Below are 17,581 nucleotides of genomic sequence, written 5' to 3' on the forward strand. Positions count from 1 at the left end.
TGTTTTTTGTTAAGACCACATGCCTACAGGCGTACTTTTAAACCAAGGGTATAAGAGGTTATTTGCGGGTATGCCTGAAACCAATTGGTTGCCGCTCTCTCCGGATCGGAACCCGGCCATTTGGTAAATGTGAGCAAATTGTCGCCCGAAATATAGAACCTCGCATTCTGTAACCCTATCCGCTTTATAAGTGCCGTAGGCATATTGTATCCCAGCATTAGGTTTTTCAAGCGAAGGTAGGAAGCATCCAATAACCAATAGGAGTTTCTGGTACCGGTGACCGGGCCGTATCCAGATATGTACATAGCCGGATGGCTATTGGTGGAACCCTCTCCTGTCCACATGTTATTTACAAAATCAACTGGAGGGGGAGACCCTTGAATATAGGGCACGAGTCCCCACGAGAGTCCCTGCGTACTCTGGGCTACCCCTTCCACTCCCTGAAAAAAGGCATTTAAGTCAAAATTCCGCCAAGCAAGATTGATTGTACTTCCATAAATGAAATCAGGATAAGCGCCTGGCATCACAATCCGATCCGCCGCATTGATCACACCGTCTCCATTTTGGTCTTTGAATTTCAAATCTCCGGGCTTAGGATTAAACGGGTGTAGTGGCCCTTCCGCAATTTCCTGCTCGTTTTGGAAGATTCCGATCCACTCAACCATAAAGTGTGAGTTAAAGGGCAATCCTTCCTGAACTGTAAAATTACCGTAGATGGGTGCCAGTATGCGCAGTACCTCATTTCTGTAGGTTGAGAAGTTCAGGCTGAAATTGTAGGACAATTCGCCAACACGACCTATGGATCCTACTTCCAGGTCAATCCCTCTGTTTCTCATTTTTCCAAAGTTGACGGTTGGGGAAGTAAGTCCTACGCTGGCTGGTATCGGAATGTTATAGAGGATGTCATCTGTTACCTTATCAAACCAGTCAAATGTCATATTGAACCTCCCTTCCGCCACGCTTAGGTCAAAGCCTATGTCCGTCATGGTAGTAGTTTCCCATCTCAGGGTGGGATCCACCATACGGTTCATCACTGCACCGGGAAAGGCTGTGGAGAACGGATAGGAAGTAGTTGCGAGTACCTCCTGGAAGGGATAGAGTCCTACGTTCTGATTGCCTAATTGCCCCCATGAAGCCCTGATCTTTAGATCATCCATCCAGGAACTTTGCTGAAGAAAGGATTCCTGGGAGAGGCGCCAGCCGCCAGAAAGGGAGGGAAACAGTCCCCATCGGGTGTCAGCGGAAATCCGAGAGGTTCCATCATAGCGGAGATTTGCCTCAAAAAGATACTTACCTCGAAAGTTGTACATTGCCCTGGAAAACAGCGATTGAATAGCCCACTCGCCTGAACTGCCGCTGGTGCTTTGATTTAATGGTGCACCCGCATCAAGTTCCTTCAACTCATCGGTGGGAAAGAACACCTTCGCTCCACCTAAAGACCGGCTCAAGAAATATTCCTGGTTGTAGCCCGCCAATATGTTTACATCGTGGTCGCTGTTGAATAATTTATGGTAATTTACCGTAGAATAAAACGTTGTAAGCATTTGGGTACTCCAGTTTTCCCTCACACCCAGCTGCCAAGTCGAATTGTTATGGGCATACGAGCCATCTTTGAAAAAATAATTATCGACAGGAATCTCGTGATTTTTAAACGCCCTCGTATCATATGAAATCGCACCCTTTGAAAACCAGGTCAGGTTTTTATGTGGTTTGATCTCTGTGTAGAACTGCGGCAATATATTGTACTGGATATCTGTTTGGATACCACTCACGTCCTGGGCATCCGGATTCCGAACCGTCCACTCACCTATAGCCGAGCTATACCTGGCTACATATCCCGTACTCCCGTTTGGAAGCGTCATTGTGGGGGTGTAATTCGGGCCGGCACCATAGATGGCCAATATTTGAAAATCAACATCTCCATTGTCCCAATTACTTCGTTGAATATCCTTTTGAACAAACTGGATGTCGCCTCCAACCTTGATCCAGTCCTTTAAGGTTGACTCGACCACCACTCGGGAGTTAAGCTTTTTGAACTCGTATAAACTGGTGATGCCCGGCTGGTCGAAGTAGCCCAACGAAACGTTAAACGTGGTTTTATCATTTCCGCCACCGATGTTTATGGACTGGTTATGGGTAACCGCCGTGTGAAATGAATGATCTATCCAGTTAAAATTTGGATAATTGATGGGGTCATTGGGATTGTTCCTAAAAGCGTCTATCTCCTGCTGGGTAAAATAAGGCACCTGACCAGACCGTTCGCGGCCTTGGTTCCAATACATCATGTAGTCAGCCGAATTGCTTAGAAGGTTAGGAAGCCGTGTAGCCTGCTGCACCTGAACGTTGCTGTGAATGTCCACATACAAATCTCCCGCCCGACCTTTTTTGGTGGTAATCAATATTACCCCGTTTGCGGCCCTTGCCCCATAAATGGCACTCGACGCGGCGTCCTTTAACACAGATATGGATTCGATATCATTGGGATCCAGGTTGGTCATATCTCCGGCAATCCCATTTATCAAGACAAGGGGATCGCTTCCAGCGGCACTGAACGTGCCGACTCCCCGAATCCGCAGGGTGTTGTTTTCGCTTCCGGGCTTACCTGAATGGGAAGAAACCTGTAGCCCGGCCACCTTTCCCTGTAGGAGATTAGCCACATTCGTTCCCGGACGCTTAATAATCTCGTCAGATGCAAGCGTTGCCACTGAACCGGTCAAATTAGCCTTTTTCTGCGTGCCATAGCCTACGACAATGACTTCATCCAAACTGGCCAGGTCCTCCTCCAATACTACGTCTATCACGCTACGGTTTCCTATTGTGACCGATTGCGACTTGAAGCCTATAAACGAAAAGGAAAGCGTCGCATTATCGGGAACATTGACGGAATAAGAACCATCTCCATCGGTAACCGTACCGATATTGGTTCCCAATACGACCACAATCACTCCCGGTAAGGGTACCCCATTGACATCTTTCACGACGCCACGAATCAAAATGTCCTCGCTAGGATCATCCGGTGCACTCATGGCATCCAAAGGAGCCATCAAAATCATTGCAAACATCATAAGGTGCCGCAACTTCTCAATAAATAATTTTCCTGAGTAATTTTTCATAATAAGGTTTGGTGGATTTATTTGTTTGTTAAAGCTATTCAATAACCTACCACCAATAGCCGTACTTTTCCGACCTTTTCTTGCACAAAAACGACTTGTTTAAAAAATTTAAGTGTTATAACGAAAAAACAATACACAATAAGGCAGCCGAAACAGCCTCCTTAACCTATCTACTACGATCCACCCCATCGAATAATTGCACCCCCTCGTATTCGACTGCCGACCAAAAAATAGGGCGAGGTCACTCTACATTTTCTGCCACAAAAATCTGAATAAATGACTCCTTTCCCTGATTTACGTATCGATTGAAGGCAATTTGATCGCCAGACCGAGACCAGCAGTGGGCAAAGGGTGTCTCTTCGGTTCTTTCTGTAATCCGAACGGGTTCTGATACCACACCGAATTCATCTACCCTCGCCAAAAAAAGGCTGTTGTCGCAAACATAAGAAAACAACCTCTCGTGGGGATGCCACCTCACCATGGTCTGAACGGGGTCTGGTTGGTTGGTGGCTTGAATAGGTTCCCCTCCCAGGGGAGAAACCAAATATACCTGAACGACACCCCGCTCATCCTTGGCAAGGTAGCTGATAAAAGCACCGTCAAAAGAAGAACTCAACCAATGCCTGGGAACCGTAGAAACACCCGGATATTTTCGATCCTCTGTCCGTGTGATCCGACGGACCAAAGCACCCGCGGGGGGTGCCGGCAACTCCACATCCGTTCCTTCCAAAGGCCCCCACTCGCCCGGTACGTCGATGGCATCCGGCACGTCGACTACAAACACCTCGGTGATCGGACTGCCGTCAGCCGCAATCAAATCCCCCATAAACGCACGGGCACGCTGCCAAGTGCCGTCCGGTCTGCGGTACCCCTCCTTTCCTATCCACCAATCTTCGTATGCCCGGCTGATCTGATCAGAACCCGGACTGGGATTGGGCACTACCCGAACCAATACCGCTGAAAACCACTCTCCCTGAATCTGCTCTGCCGACCCATCCTGTGGCACAAGAACCTTAGGCCCCAAACGCTTCGATACTCCCACCGTTCGGAGATCATGCTTATTCCCTGTTTTCGCTTCAAGATCCACCATCACGGCGTCGTTATAGGTGAAGCCTATCCAATTGCCATCCGCACTCCATTGATGCCGGTGGGTACCTCCCCTCAAGGCTCCGGGCGAATAGGGCTTCCGAACGTCACGCGAATCCATGTAGACATGTTTTTCCGGATTTGCTTCGTCAATGATGATTCCGGTACGACGATGGGCAGCATAGGGATTCGCTGCGTTATGATCCTCCAAGCCATGGAGAAAGACAATCTGATTCAAAAATGGATGGTAGCTTGCTGCCCCAACACCTGGACCATACGGAGAAGGAGAAGAAAAATTGTAAAGTACCTGTGTTTCCCCAGTAGTCACGTTGACCTTTTCAATTTTTGCATTCAGCTGTATACCCGCCGGGTTGGGGCGGGTATCATATACCAGCCATACATCATCCGGCGAGAAGTTTTCGTTATGATCCAACTCATGGTTTTGGGCGGCAAACGTCACTTGGCGTACATGCCAAAGGGAATCATGGAGGTTACATGCAATCATAGGATACATTACGGTCAATAAAATAGCTCTTAGGATGCGTGGCATAAGGTATCTGGTATCATAACAAAAATCAAACAGCCTAAAGTACAAACCAATACCATCCCGCCAAAACCAATTTCACGTAAATACAGTTAAAATAACCGGAGTGGAACACTTTCGTTAAAGATAGACACACCTCTCACCATGTTCAAAGAAAGATGAGATACATGAACACACCAAAATCCTTTTTCCCACTGTACCGCGTAATCCCGCTATTGATATTTTTGGGAATGGCCGTTAGCTGCGGCCCAAAGATATATTTTCCGGTTTCTCCCGTGGTGCCCGCCGCTGAACCAAAAGCCGAAGTCAAAAAAACCAAGGAAGGGGAGTATAGCGTCAGGCTCAACGTAAACAACCTGGCCCTACCCGAAAGATTGACCCCTCCCAAAAGCAATTACGTGGTCTGGGTCAATACCGAAGGCAGTGGTGTCCGGAATATCGGCGAATTAAAAAACCGCCGGGGGATGTTGGCAAATACGGGTAAGGCGAGCTTTGAAGGAACATTGCCCGAACGCCCTACGCAGATCATCGTAACAGCAGAAAACAACCCGAACGTTCGGTTCACTGGAGACCATACGGTTCTGCGCAGCGACGTGTTCCGGATCAAAAAATAACGCAGCCCATTTCCTTATAATCAACACCAACAAATGAGATGAAAATAGAAATATGGTCGGACATTATGTGTCCGTTTTGTTACATAGGAAAGCGGCGTTTGGAATCCGCACTGCAAACGCTTGGGATTCAGAATGAAGTAGAAATTTCGTGGAAAAGCTTCCTGTTAAATCCGGATATAAAAACAGACCCCTCAAAAAACAGCCTGGATTACCTCGCTGAGGCCAAAGGATGGCCCATGGAACAGGTAACCCAGGTGACAGAACACGTGACCGGAATCGCTGCTGCAGAGGGACTGGAATACCATCTGGAAAACACCAAGGTAGCCAACGCCATCGATGCACACCGCATTATTCAACTGGCCAAAAGGCACCGCCTCGGCAACGAGATGGAAGAGCGGCTATTCCAAGGTTATTTCACCGAGGGACTTAATATTGCCGACCACGATGTGTTGGTCAATTTGGCCGGTGAGGTCGGCATTGAACGAGAGACAGCCCGTACCTGTCTAGTTGAACAAGCCTTTACCGAGGCCATCAACCAAGACATCCGAGAATCGCGACAACTGGGGGTACGAGGTGTACCGTTTTTTGTGTTCAATCGGCAATATGCTATTTCTGGCGCCCAACCCAAGGAGCTTTTTATGGAGACATTGGAAAAATGCCGCAAAGAAATCGTCAAGGGCTAGGTCTTTTGCCAAATCATCCAGAATCGCTATCTTTTTGCCCGTAGCGAAAAGATTTCAGGAATACCGAGAAGCAAGGGAACCAAATTTACACTTTATTTGTAACACTAATCCAAATGGGGCTGACCGGTTTTGACAGTAGGTGTAAGGATCGGGCTCGCATGCAGGCTGGAGTATGTACGGCCTTGAATCATTCATACGAACCATAATTGGCGAATCTAATTACGCCATGGCTGCCTAATCTTACCCTTCGGGGATATAGATACGCTTAAAGGGTTGAGTTTCGAGAGATGCTCCCCGGCCACATCCCACCGTCCGTTGCGCTGTCCGGGTGGAGTTGGGGTGTCGACCTGACAGGGCTGCTTCCCGCGAGGCTACTAAGCGGGACTAAGATCAGTGGCTAAGCTGTTGTCCGGTGTGTCACCCAGCAAACAACGGTCGAAAATCCAACAGGTGACTAAGCATGTAGACGGTACGGTGTTTCCCTATCTGGACGCGAGTTCGAATCTCGCCAGCTCCACCTCAAAAATCTCCCCTCCAGAAGGCCAAGTGCTCAGGGAGTGGGAGATTTTTTTTCCTCATTTGAGAGAAATCCTTATTAGAACTCCATCTATTTTTGGATCGAAAAAAGGGGCACAACGCCAACCATTTACCTTTTAGGCGGCCCATTACTGCCCAATTCGGAAAACAACCACCACTTTTCCCGTAAGCGATCGGTTAATCGGCAACCAACGCCGCCATATACCAACCCTGACTTTTTACCCCTATATAGTTTCAGAAACCCGGAGAGATTCGGAATCCGATTGAATCAATTCAAACTTCACATGCTATGGATCCATTGTTAACATTGTTTAATAAAAAACCTATTTTATTAAACATCAAATAACGTCTATCCCTAGTTAATGCTTGTCATGTAAGGTGCTGTCTACGAGGCTCAAGTCGATTCTTTACGGCATCAAAAAAGCAAATTTACCTCGTACCATTTTTTGAACACTACCACTCGGTTTTTAGCAATTCAAATCCTTTTGTTTAATATTAATGAATATTAATTAAACATTTTTTCTCCAAATCTCTTTATGGTATTAGGTGATCGCCAAAATTTTATTTTATCATTCTCCCTAACAAAAAATAATTTAACCTATGAACACCCTTTTAACCGCAGATTTGGTTGGTCTTGACAAGATCATCAACAGCGACCCAATTGCTATAACCTTTTTCATTGGGTACATGGCTATGTTTGCATCGGCTGTCTTCTTCTTTGTAGAACGAAGCTCCGTAGATGGGAAGTGGAAAACTTCCTTGCTGGTATCCGGTCTGATTACCGGAATTGCTGCTGTCCACTACTACTACATGCGAGACTTCTACCTGGAGACAGGGCAAAGTCCAACTGCATTTAGGTATGTGGACTGGACACTCACCGTGCCACTGATGTGTGTAGAGTTTTACTTGCTGACGAAGCCCTTTGGAGCCAAGGGCAGCACGTTGTTCAAACTGATCCTGGCCTCACTGGTCATGTTGATTACAGGCTACATCGGGGAAACTTCCGGTATCGAAAACAACATTTTGTGGGGTATTCTCTCCACCTTGGGCTACCTCTACATTGTGTACGAGGTGTTTGCTGGGGATGTGGCCAAACTGGCGAAATCGTCTGATAGTCCGGCATTGGGTCAGGCCATGTTTCTGTTGAAGATTTTCATCACGCTGGGCTGGTCCATATATCCAATCGGCTACATGGTTCTCCCAGGAAACCTGCTCTCGGGTGCATTTGAGGTGAGCAGCATCGATCTCTTCTACAATTTGGCAGATGCCATCAACAAAATCGGCTTTGGCTTGGTGATCTACTCGGTCGCTATCGCAGAAACTGCGAAGGCACGGAAAGCTGTAGTTGCCTAACTTGAAAAAGCTATCCCTGTCCTGTGGGAAGGGATAGCTTTTTTCATCCAAAAACCCTGGCAAAAAACAAACCCTTCCCAAGAAAACCTATGAATCCCACAAAAGCTACCTATGATTTTATAATCAGCGGCTTTGGCTGTGCGGGTATGAGTTTGGTATATTATTTAGCTCATAGTAAATTAAGAAATTGCAAAATCCTCATTCTCGACAATTCGTGCAAGGAAACCAATGACAGAACGTGGTGTTACTGGGCTGAAAAGCCATTGAATATCCACCCGGCTACCGAGCCGATCATTAGTTGGCAGACCATTGCCCTTTCAAACGGAAACACACGCATAGAAAAATCCCTGGAGAACCTGCGCTATTTCCACCTCAAATCCTCCGATTTTTACCTGGCAATCCGTGGCCTGCTCAAAAAGTTCCCCCATATCGAACTCCTTCAAGACAGCGTGGTGGAGTGCGCAGAAACCGATGAAGGAGCCTATGTACAGACAGCGAATTACGGTGTTTTTCACGCCAAAAAAGTATTCAACTCCATACCAAACTTTTCACTGAATCCTTCTTCAAAACCCATTTTAAAACAGGTATTCGTAGGTTGGAAGATCAAAACCACGGCACCCTGCTTCGATCCGCATACTGTAGTCCTCATGGACTTTGTGCAGAACACTCAGAACCAAACTGAGTTCTTTTATATTCTGCCGTTTTCATCCACCGAGGCACTGGTAGAATACACGGCATTTAGCGACCAAGAACTCGACCAATGCCAAATGGAAGGGATGATTGATCGCTTTATCAGAAATGACATTGGCCAGAAGGCCTATGAAATAAGCTTTCGGGAGCAAGGAAGTATCCCTATGACCACTCAGGAACTGTCAGCCTACCGATTTGAACACATCATACCCATGGGCACGTTGGCAGGGTGGAGCAAGCCAAGTACAGGCTATACCTTTTACAATATCCAAAAACATTGCCAGCGGATCGTTTCCTGCCTAGAGGAAGAAAACCTCTCGGGCATGATAACCCTGAAAAGAAAACCCAAATACAATTTCTATGACAACATTTTGCTCAACATCGCCAGAAAATGGCCAAAAAAATTACCCGATGTATTCATAAATCTGTTCCAGACCAGTTCCGGGCCCGAGGTATTAAAATTCCTAAATGAGGAAAGCAGCTTGTCGGAAGAAATCAAGATATTGTCTCGACTGAAATTCCCTATTTTTATAAAATCCCTACTCGAATATGAAAAACACTGATATCTGGGGCAAAGTAGTAGGTTTCATCATTGCGGGCCTGTATTTGGTGTTTTTTGAAGGCAACCAGACCTTTGAATGGATTCTATTTGCCCTTGTTCTTTTTACGGTCGGGATTCCACATGGTGCCCTGGATCATCTATTGGCTAATCCCCATATCCAACGACGGGATCTGACCAGGTTTATACTAAAATACCTCGGGATCATTATGCTCTATCTACTAGTTTGGACTATGATCCCCGCACTTGCCCTGATCTCTTTCTTGATCATGTCCGCATACCATTTTGGCCAGAGTCATTATCTACGTGAAAGGTTGCTGATCGGGAAAGGCTTTTGCTATCTCGGTACAGGGGCGTTTTATCTTGGCGCAATTTTACTTGGAAATTTCGAGCAAACGGAATCCATATTATCGCCGATAGTGGCTATTGGCAGCTTTTATGACGTTGGACTACTGCTACTTGGTACCAGTGTAATTGCTGTATTTTTTATACTACGTAAAAACAAACAGATCCATTACCCCATCTATCTGGCCGAAATGCTGATCCTGGGAACGCTGTTGTTTTACCTTCCATTATTGGTTGGCTTTATCCTTTATTTCGGATTTTGGCATGCCCTTCCGAGTATGTCGGAGGAATATCAATCACTAAAATTTTCCCTGGGCGACAACCGGTTAAGTCAATTTTTCCTACGAATGCTGCCATTCACGGCGGCTAGCATTATTGGGATGGGCATTATACTCGTTATCTTATATCCAACCAATACCACACAGGAGCTGACCTTGCTGTTTTTTGTGTTGGTCTCACTGATATCCGCACCCCATATTTGGTATATGAATGGATTTTTGGAAAGCAGACATTAGGGGCTTGCTACGCTTCGTCAAAGAAGTATTTGTAACCTTTAAGGATTTCGAATTTGTTTTGGTCACGATTCGGCATGTCGGATATTCTCTATCCCCCTCAGCAGTGCATCCGGATTAAAGGAAATACTGTCTATTCCTTGATCTACGAGGAAGCGGGCAAAGGCGGGATGGTCACTGGGTGCCTGTCCGCATAAGCCAATTTTCTTTCCATTCTTCTTAGCTGCTAGGATCGCCGAAGAAAGCATGAACGTAACCGCCTCGTTGCTTTCGTCAAACAAATCCGCCACGATGGCCGAGTCCCGGTCTATTCCCAAGGTAAGTTGGGTGAGATCATTGGATCCAATGGAAAACCCATCAAAGATTTTCGAAAATGCCTCCGCCAATATCACATTGCTGGGTATTTCTGCCATGACATACACTTCCAGACCATTCTTGCCACGTTCCAAACCAAAATCAGCCATAACATCCAACACACGCTTTCCTTCCTCTACAGTCCGGCAAAATGGAATCATCACCTTCACATTCGTAAACCCCAGTTCATCCCGCAGTACCCGGACGGCCTCGCATTCCAGCCCGAAACCTTCCTTGTACCGGTCGTTATAATACCTGGATGCGCCTCGGAAGCCCAGCATGGGGTTCTCCTCGGTAGGCTCAAAGGCCCCCCCACCTATCAGTTGGGCATATTCATTGGTTTTGAAATCACTCATACGGACGATCACCTCCTTCGGATAAAATGCAGCGGCCACAATCGCCAAGTGCTCCGAAAGCGTCTCCACGAAATAGCGCTTCTTGTCCTCGTAGTTTTGGGTGATCGCCGCAATGGCTCGCTTGTCGTTTCCATCCGGGAGCGATGCATACTGTACCAGTGCCATGGGATGAATCCGGATCGTGTTCGTTATGATAAACTCCATTCGAAGCAAACCCACTCCTTCGTTGGGGTAAAATGAAAGGCGAAAGGCTTTAAACGGATCTGCCAGGATAAACATCGGTTTGGTTTTGGTGGGCTCCATCACTTCCAGATTCACTTCCTTTTCAGACCATTCCAGCTTTCCCTCATAAATTAGACCTTCATCTCCCTCGATACATGAAACCGTAATCACCTGCCCATCCTGCAGCTTATCGGTTGCATTGCCTGTTCCGACTATCGCATGAATTCCCAGTTCCCTTGCCACAATTGAGGCGTGGCTGGTTCTTCCGCCCTTATTGGTCACAATGCTGACCGCTTTCCGGAGCATGGCGTTCCAATCGGGGTTGGTAATATCTGCCACGATGATATCGCCTTCCTGCACTTTGGGGGCATCAGCCAGCGACCTGACGATGCACACCCTCCCGCTACCTATTTTTGCACCGACAGCCTTGCCCTTCAGCAGTGGCTTTGCCTTGCTATGTAGGGTATACTCGGTGATGCTCACACCCGTGTGCTGCCCATGAACCGTCTCCGGCCTTGCCTGAACAATAAATAACTCATCGGTGATACCATCTTTTGCCCATTCAATATCCATGGGCATGCCATAATGCAGCTCAATCTGCCGACTCCAAGCGGCCAATACCTCCACTTCAGCAAGCGACAAAGAGAAACTGTTTCGCTCCGATTGGCTTGTCCTGACATTTAGGACAGGCTTCTCCCCGCGCTGCCCATACACCATCTTATTTTCCTTCTCCCCCAACCTCTTGTAGATCACAGATTGCTTGCCGTATACGCCTATAGATGGCTTAAAGGCATAAAACTCATCTGGATTAACCGCTCCCTGAACCACATTTTCGCCCAAGCCCCAAGCAGCGGTCAGATAAATAATGTTGTCAAAACCAGTTTCCGGATCAATGGTAAATATGACTCCTGCACTTCCCTTATCAGACCTTACCATTCGCTGTACCCCTACGGACAGGTAGACATGCATGTGGTCAAACCCATTATCTATTCGGTATTTGATTGCTCGGTCATTGAATAGGGAGATATAACACCGATGCACCGCACGAAGAACCTCCTCCTCCCCTTCAATATTCAAAAAGCTATCGTGCTGTCCGGCAAAGCTCGCCGTAGGAAGATCCTCTGCCGTTGCCGAACTGCGAACGGCCACCGAAATGGCCTTCCCTTCCGACAAAGCGCGAAATGCCTGCAAGTATTCCTCCCGCATGTGACCCGAAAATTTCCCGGTACTGATCAATTCACGACAGTTTTTGCCAACCTCCGCCAGATTGCTCAGCTTTTCGGTATCCAGCTGATCAAGTTGGTGCTGGAGCTTATTAAAAAGATCATTTTCATCCAAGAAGTGTCTATAGGCCTCGGCAGTGGTGGCAAAGCCATCCGGAATTCGAATACCAAATGGCTGAAGGGCATGAATCATCTCTCCCAAGGAGGCATTTTTGCCTCCAACGGAGGACACATCTGTATTTCGTAGTGTTCGGAAGGGTATAGTGTAGGTAGACATGATAGTTTATTTTGGGTTTCTTACGGATGAGTGAATATACGTGTGCAAAAAACCAAAAAACATGATCTATATCAGAGATTAAACTGAATTTCAATCAACCATAGGCCACACCCGGTGATACCCTGCTGCATCGTCGGGATTCAACCGACTTAGCTCGGAATCTTTGCCCTGTTTACCACAGATTTGGGTACCAGGCCTACCATTTCGTTCGATATTATAGTAACTTCACTGGATCAAAAACACAGCAGCATGAAATTTATCGTCATCCTTCTTTTGCCATTTTTATGGATGGGTCTTTTATCCTGCGGGTCATCCGGCGAACGTACCTATCCCCAACGCGAGCATATTACCGAATCTGTCTATGCCTCCGGGTCTATCAAGGCCCGCTACCAGTACCAGGCATTTGCAAATGCGGTTGGGACTGTTCAGGAAGTGTTCGTATCGGAAGGAGACACCGTAAAGGAGGGAACACCCATCTTATCAATCTTCAATGAATCGGCAAGGCTCAATCGCGAAACGGCCGAGCTTAACCGTGCCTTTGCCGACAAACAGATCAATGAAACCAAACTACGGGATCTGGAAATAACGATTGCCTACACCAAAACGAGGTATCAAAACGATTCACTGCTCTTCTCGCGACAACAACGCCTGAAAGAACAGGGAATTGGCACCGCGGTAGAGCTGGAGCAGCGACAGCTAGCCTTCGAAAACTCAAAATCCACGCTGGAAGGATTACACATTCGGCGCATTGATCTTCTTAGAGAACTGGAGTTCAACGAACGCAGTGCCTCCAAGAACCTTGCCATCACCCGCGCCTTGGAAAGCGATCTGATCTTGAAAAGCCAAGTGGCCGGCAAGGTTTACGCCCTTCTCAAGGAAAAAGGGGAAATGGTAAATGCCCAAACGCCGCTGGCAATAATCGGCAGTGCCGATGAGTTTTTACTTGAAATGCAGGTGGATGAATTCGATATAGTAAAGATACAGCGGGGACAGACCATTCTGATAACTATGGACAGCTACCGTGGGGAAACATTTGAGGGAATAGTCACCAAAATAAATCCGTTGATGGACGAAAGAAGCAAGAGCTTTCAGATAGAAGGAATGTTTGTCCGACAGCCCCATGTTCTTTATCCTAACCTGACATTGGAAGCAAACATTGTGATCCAACGCAAAGAAAATGCTTTGACCCTCCCTAGAGCCTTTATAGTCAATGAAAACCAGGTGATTACCTCTGCGGGCGACACGCTGATGGTTCAGTTAGGGATAAAGGACTACCAAAAAGCCGAAATCATCTCAGGATTAGATGAAAAAACCGAGGTAAAGAGACCGGCCCGATGAAATTTTCCTTGATTATAGATATTGCCAAATCCCTGATGGCCGCCCGCCTAAAGCAAACGGCGATCGCTGCGACCGGCGTGGTCTTCAGTATCACCATGTTCGTAGCCCTGCTGGGATTTATGAACGGTCTGAACAAATTGTTGGATGGGTTGATCCTCAATCGCACGCCCCATATACGCTTCTATAACGACATAAAGCCCAGCTCAAACCAGCCCATCGAGCTGGATCAACGCTTTGGCTCCTTTTATAACATCATCCGATCCATCAAACCTGCCGCCAGCCGGTTGAACATTTACGACAACGAAGCGATTATGAGAACGCTGAGAGCAGATCCAAGGGTTCTTGGCGTTGCGCCCAAACTTTCCTCTCAGGTTTTTTATAATGTGGGTACCCTTGACATCACCGGCATCATTGACGGCATAGAGGTAGAGGAAGAAAACCGCCTATTCGCTTTCAGCGATTATGTCACCGCCGGGAATTTTATTGACCTAAAAAACACTGCTAACAGCATCATCTTGGGAAAGGGGGTAGCCGATAGGATCATGGCTGATATTGGAGATGTCGTGCAGGTCACTACCTCCCAGGGCAACCGAATCCAACTAAAAGTCGTCGGTTTTTTCCAGTCTGGACTGGGCGACTTGGACAATGTTCAAAGTTATGCGGCCATTTCAACCGTCCAAAAAATGCTTGGTGAGCCCGCTTCGTTCGTGACGGATGTACAGGTGAAGCTAAACGATTTCACGCTGGCCCCCGACATGGCGGCGGAATACCGTGAAATATTCCAGATTGATGCCGATGACATACAGACGGTAAATGCGCAGTTCGAGACAGGAACACAGATCAGGACCTTGATCAGCTACGCCGTAGGCATCACACTGCTCGTAGTGTCTGGATTTGGTATTTACAACATACTAAACATGATGATATATGAAAAAATGGACACCATTGCCATCCTGAAGGCAATTGGGTTTTCCGGCACGGATGTCAATCGAATATTCATCACGATTGCGCTGACGATAGGTGTGATTGGAGGAGCTTTGGGACTGGTGTTTGGCTTTATGGCGGGTTTAGGTATTGAACGGATTCCTTTTGAAACGGAAGCGCTTCCTACGGTAAAAACCTTCCCAGTAGATTTCAACCCCAAATACTACCTCATCGGTGGTCTATTTAGCTTGATAACCACTTACTTCGCCGGATATTTCCCGGCACGCAAGGCCAGCAGCGTGGATCCTGTCGAAATAATACGAGGCAAGTAACGACAAGTTGGATGATAACAAACCCTGTAAAAATTGGCGGTACTGTTTCAATTTATCTATTGGCCAACGAAAGGGCACTGCCGTCAACGTCAGGCCAAGTCTAAGTTTTAACCCCACAGTCCCAATGAGAGGAAAACCAGTAATTGAAGCCCACGGCATAAACAAATATTTCTACAGTCCCGACAAAACCCAAGTTTTACGCGATGTGAGTTTTCGCGTTACCCGAGGGGAGTTTGTTTCAGTTATGGGGAAATCAGGGTGTGGAAAGTCAACCCTCCTATATATTATGTCTACCATGGACACCGACTATGAAGGGTCTGTTCGTATCGATGAAGAGCTTATTACCGGGAAATCCCAAAACCACTTGGCCGCTATCCGAAACGAAAAAATCGGATTTGTCTTCCAATTCCACTATTTGCTCAACGAGTTTTCTGCGTTGGAAAACGTCATGATCCCCGGTTTAAAGTTAAAACAAAAAAGCCGCCCAGAGCTTGAGCATATTGCCATGGAAAAACTCCGGGTATTTGATATGCAAGACCACGCCTTAAAAAAAGCCAATCAACTTTCCGGCGGGCAGAAGCAACGGGTAGCCATTGCCCGTGCCCTAATGAACGACCCCCTCATTATCATGGGAGATGAACCCACCGGCAACCTTGACAAAAAAAATTCAGATATCGTTTTCAATATTTTCAAGGAACTCGCGTCCGAATTTCACCAAACAATGCTGATCGTTACCCATGACCCTGAATTTGCCATGGGCACCGACCGAGTGATCGAAATGGAAGACGGATGTATCATTTCCCAATAGTCTGAGTGGTGTCTACGTTTGGCTCAAAAAACCAATAAAAAAGGGAGATCCAAAAAACAGACCTCCCTTTTTTCCTTATTCTTCATTCTTGATATCCTGTACTTCTTTTCGGATATCCTGCGCCAAATTCTTTAAATCCTGCATGCCTTTTCTTATCCTAGTACCGGCTGCTTGGTTTTTTTTCTCGTAAAATTTCTCGAAATCCGCCTCCAGCGAGGTAACAAGATCTTTCAGTTCACTAAATCTGCTCATAATCAAAAGTATTAAAGTTGATAAAGGTTATAATAATATGACTTTATTCCCCAAAGGAGGTGGCAAGCTCTGTTTGATTATAGTACCCACTGGCCAGTTTATCTTTAATGGCCTCGAATGCAGTGATTGTCTCCTGTACATCATCCAACGTATGTACGGCCGTTGGAATCAAACGCAAAATAATCATACCTTTGGGAATAACCGGGTAGATCACCACAGAGCAGAAAATATTGTAGTTTTCCCTTATATCCTTGCTCAGAGTAGCTGCTTCACCTACTGTTCCATTTAACACGACGGGAGTAACGGGAGAGGTTGTAGTACCTATGTTGAATCCCTTTTCCTTCAAACCGTTCTGAAGGGCATTTACAACTACCCAAAGATTTTGCTTTAATTCAGGCATAGTCCTTAACATCTCCAGTCGCTTCAGGGTGCCCTCCACATAGATCATGGGAAGCGACTTGGCAAATATCTGTGAACGCATATTATACTTCAGGTATAGAATCACGTTTTCATCACCAGCGATAAAGCCACCAATGCCTGCCATCGACTTGGCAAACGTAGAGAAATACAGATCGACTTCATCCTGAACGCCCTGCTCCTCCGCCGCCCCTGCGCCGGTAGCTCCCATGGTGCCAAATCCATGGGCATCGTCTACAAGGATTCTAAAAGAATATTTCTTCTTAAGAGCGGCGATTTCCTTCAGATTGCCCATGTTGCCGGTCATGCCAAATACACCTTCGGTAATCACCAATATCCCACCACCTGTTTCATTGGTAAGACGCTCTGCCCGGGTGAGTTGCTTCTCCAAACTCTCCATGTCATTATGTGAATAGACAAAGCGTTTGCCTATGTGCATACGCAAGGCATCGATGATACAGGCATGACATTCGGCATCGTACACAATAACATCCTTGCGATCGACCAACGAATCAATCACACTCATGATGCCTTGATAGCCATAATTGAGTACATAGGCCTTTTCCTTGCCCACGAATTTGGCCAGTTCATCCTCCAACTTTTCGTGAAGATCCGTCTGACCGGACATCATTCGGGCACCCATTGGATAGGCAGCTCCCCACTTGGCCGCCGCTTCTGCATCAACCCTTCTTACCTCCGGGTGATTCGCCAGTCCCAAATAGTTATTTAAACTCCAGGTCAATACTTCCTTGCCTTGAAACCTCATCCTTGGGGCTATTTCACCCTCGAGTTTTGGGAACGTAAAATACCCTTCCGAGCGGCCTGCGTGCTTGCCTAAAGGACCCAGGTTAGTCTGCAACTTTTCAAATAAATCCAATGTGGTACTAGTTATTGTAAAACAAAACCAAAATTCAAAATGGCGCAAATTTTAACCCTCAAAACTAATACAAAATCCACTCGGACGCAAAAAAACTGCTAGTTTTAGCCTGTTCTTTCCGTTTAACAGGGAATAATGGTTAGCTTCGCAGGGATGCATTCGGCC

13 protein-coding genes and 1 other RNA gene are annotated in these 17,581 nt (G+C 46.7%); 9 read left to right on the forward strand and 5 right to left on the reverse strand.

From position 1 onward, the window contains the following. Nucleotides 1–23: 23 nt before the first annotated feature. Nucleotides 24–3,113: a SusC/RagA family TonB-linked outer membrane protein gene (locus tag ADIS_RS20935; RefSeq protein WP_010856732.1), complete on the reverse strand. Its 3,090-nt coding sequence runs from the start codon at nt 3,111–3,113 to the stop codon at nt 24–26. A gap of 241 nt (nt 3,114–3,354) precedes the next feature. Continuing rightward, nucleotides 3,355–4,749, reverse strand: coding sequence for a DUF3748 domain-containing protein (locus ADIS_RS20940; RefSeq protein WP_155907664.1), 1,395 nt, complete (start codon nt 4,747–4,749; stop codon nt 3,355–3,357). Between the two features lie 161 nt (nt 4,750–4,910). On the opposite strand from ADIS_RS20940, the gene ADIS_RS20945 reads away from it, so the two are divergent. From ADIS_RS20945 to ADIS_RS20965, 6 genes are all read left to right on the forward strand, one after another. Then, complete coding sequence (locus ADIS_RS20945; protein ID WP_010856734.1) at nt 4,911–5,357, forward strand: hypothetical protein; 447 nt, start codon at nt 4,911–4,913, stop codon at nt 5,355–5,357. Nucleotides 5,358–5,395: 38 nt separating this feature from the next. After that, on the forward strand, nt 5,396–6,040 hold the full coding sequence (locus ADIS_RS20950; RefSeq protein ID WP_010856735.1) for a DsbA family oxidoreductase: 645 nt from the start codon (nt 5,396–5,398) through the stop codon (nt 6,038–6,040). Between the two features lie 115 nt (nt 6,041–6,155). Then, nucleotides 6,156–6,560, forward strand: a transfer-messenger RNA (tmRNA) gene (gene ssrA, locus ADIS_RS22825). A 617-nt stretch (nt 6,561–7,177) separates the two neighbouring features. Continuing rightward, the gene (locus ADIS_RS20955; protein ID WP_010856736.1) at nt 7,178–7,930 is read left to right on the forward strand and encodes a bacteriorhodopsin-like; all 753 of its coding nucleotides are present in this window, start codon (nt 7,178–7,180) and stop codon (nt 7,928–7,930) included. Between the two features lie 89 nt (nt 7,931–8,019). Next, nucleotides 8,020–9,183 carry a lycopene cyclase family protein gene (locus tag ADIS_RS20960; RefSeq protein WP_155907666.1) on the forward strand — a complete coding sequence of 388 codons (1,164 nt, stop codon included), beginning with the start codon at nt 8,020–8,022 and terminating at the stop codon, nt 9,181–9,183. Beyond that, nucleotides 9,170–10,039, forward strand: a complete 870-nt coding sequence (locus ADIS_RS20965) for a Brp/Blh family beta-carotene 15,15'-dioxygenase (protein WP_010856738.1) — start codon at nt 9,170–9,172, stop codon at nt 10,037–10,039. The genes ADIS_RS20960 and ADIS_RS20965 overlap by 14 nt, the downstream gene beginning before the upstream one ends. Nucleotides 10,040–10,101: 62 nt before the next feature. Here ADIS_RS20965 and ppsA read toward each other — a convergent pair whose 3' ends face one another. Further along, nucleotides 10,102–12,468 carry a phosphoenolpyruvate synthase gene (gene ppsA / locus ADIS_RS20970; RefSeq protein WP_010856739.1) on the reverse strand — a complete coding sequence of 789 codons (2,367 nt, stop codon included), beginning with the start codon at nt 12,466–12,468 and terminating at the stop codon, nt 10,102–10,104. 249 nt (nt 12,469–12,717) lie between these two features. On the opposite strand from ppsA, the gene ADIS_RS20975 reads away from it, so the two are divergent. The 3 genes from ADIS_RS20975 (at nt 12,718) to ADIS_RS20985 (ending at nt 15,870) form a co-directional block, all read left to right on the forward strand. Then, nucleotides 12,718–13,806, forward strand: a complete 1,089-nt coding sequence (locus tag ADIS_RS20975) for an efflux RND transporter periplasmic adaptor subunit (RefSeq protein WP_010856740.1) — start codon at nt 12,718–12,720, stop codon at nt 13,804–13,806. Then, entirely contained in the window at nt 13,803–15,062 is a 1,260-nt protein-coding gene (locus ADIS_RS20980; protein ID WP_010856741.1) for an ABC transporter permease, read from the forward strand. The genes ADIS_RS20975 and ADIS_RS20980 overlap by 4 nt, the downstream gene beginning before the upstream one ends. A 124-nt stretch (nt 15,063–15,186) precedes the next feature. Then, a complete protein-coding gene (locus ADIS_RS20985) occupies nt 15,187–15,870 on the forward strand; it encodes an ABC transporter ATP-binding protein (RefSeq protein WP_010856742.1) in 684 nt (227 codons plus the stop codon). 75 nt (nt 15,871–15,945) lie between these two features. Here the strand turns inward: ADIS_RS20985 and ADIS_RS20990 are convergent, their stop codons facing one another. Together ADIS_RS20990 and ADIS_RS20995 are read right to left on the reverse strand one after the other, a co-directional pair. Continuing rightward, on the reverse strand, nt 15,946–16,122 hold the full coding sequence (locus ADIS_RS20990) for a hypothetical protein (RefSeq protein WP_010856743.1): 177 nt from the start codon (nt 16,120–16,122) through the stop codon (nt 15,946–15,948). Nucleotides 16,123–16,165: 43 nt separating this feature from the next. Next, nucleotides 16,166–17,416, reverse strand: a complete 1,251-nt coding sequence (locus ADIS_RS20995; protein ID WP_035807215.1) for an aminotransferase class I/II-fold pyridoxal phosphate-dependent enzyme — start codon at nt 17,414–17,416, stop codon at nt 16,166–16,168. Nucleotides 17,417–17,581 lie beyond the last annotated feature (165 nt).

The sequence above is a fragment of the Lunatimonas lonarensis genome (genome assembly GCF_000390185.1).
GTDB classification, from domain to species: domain Bacteria; phylum Bacteroidota; class Bacteroidia; order Cytophagales; family Cyclobacteriaceae; genus Lunatimonas; species Lunatimonas lonarensis.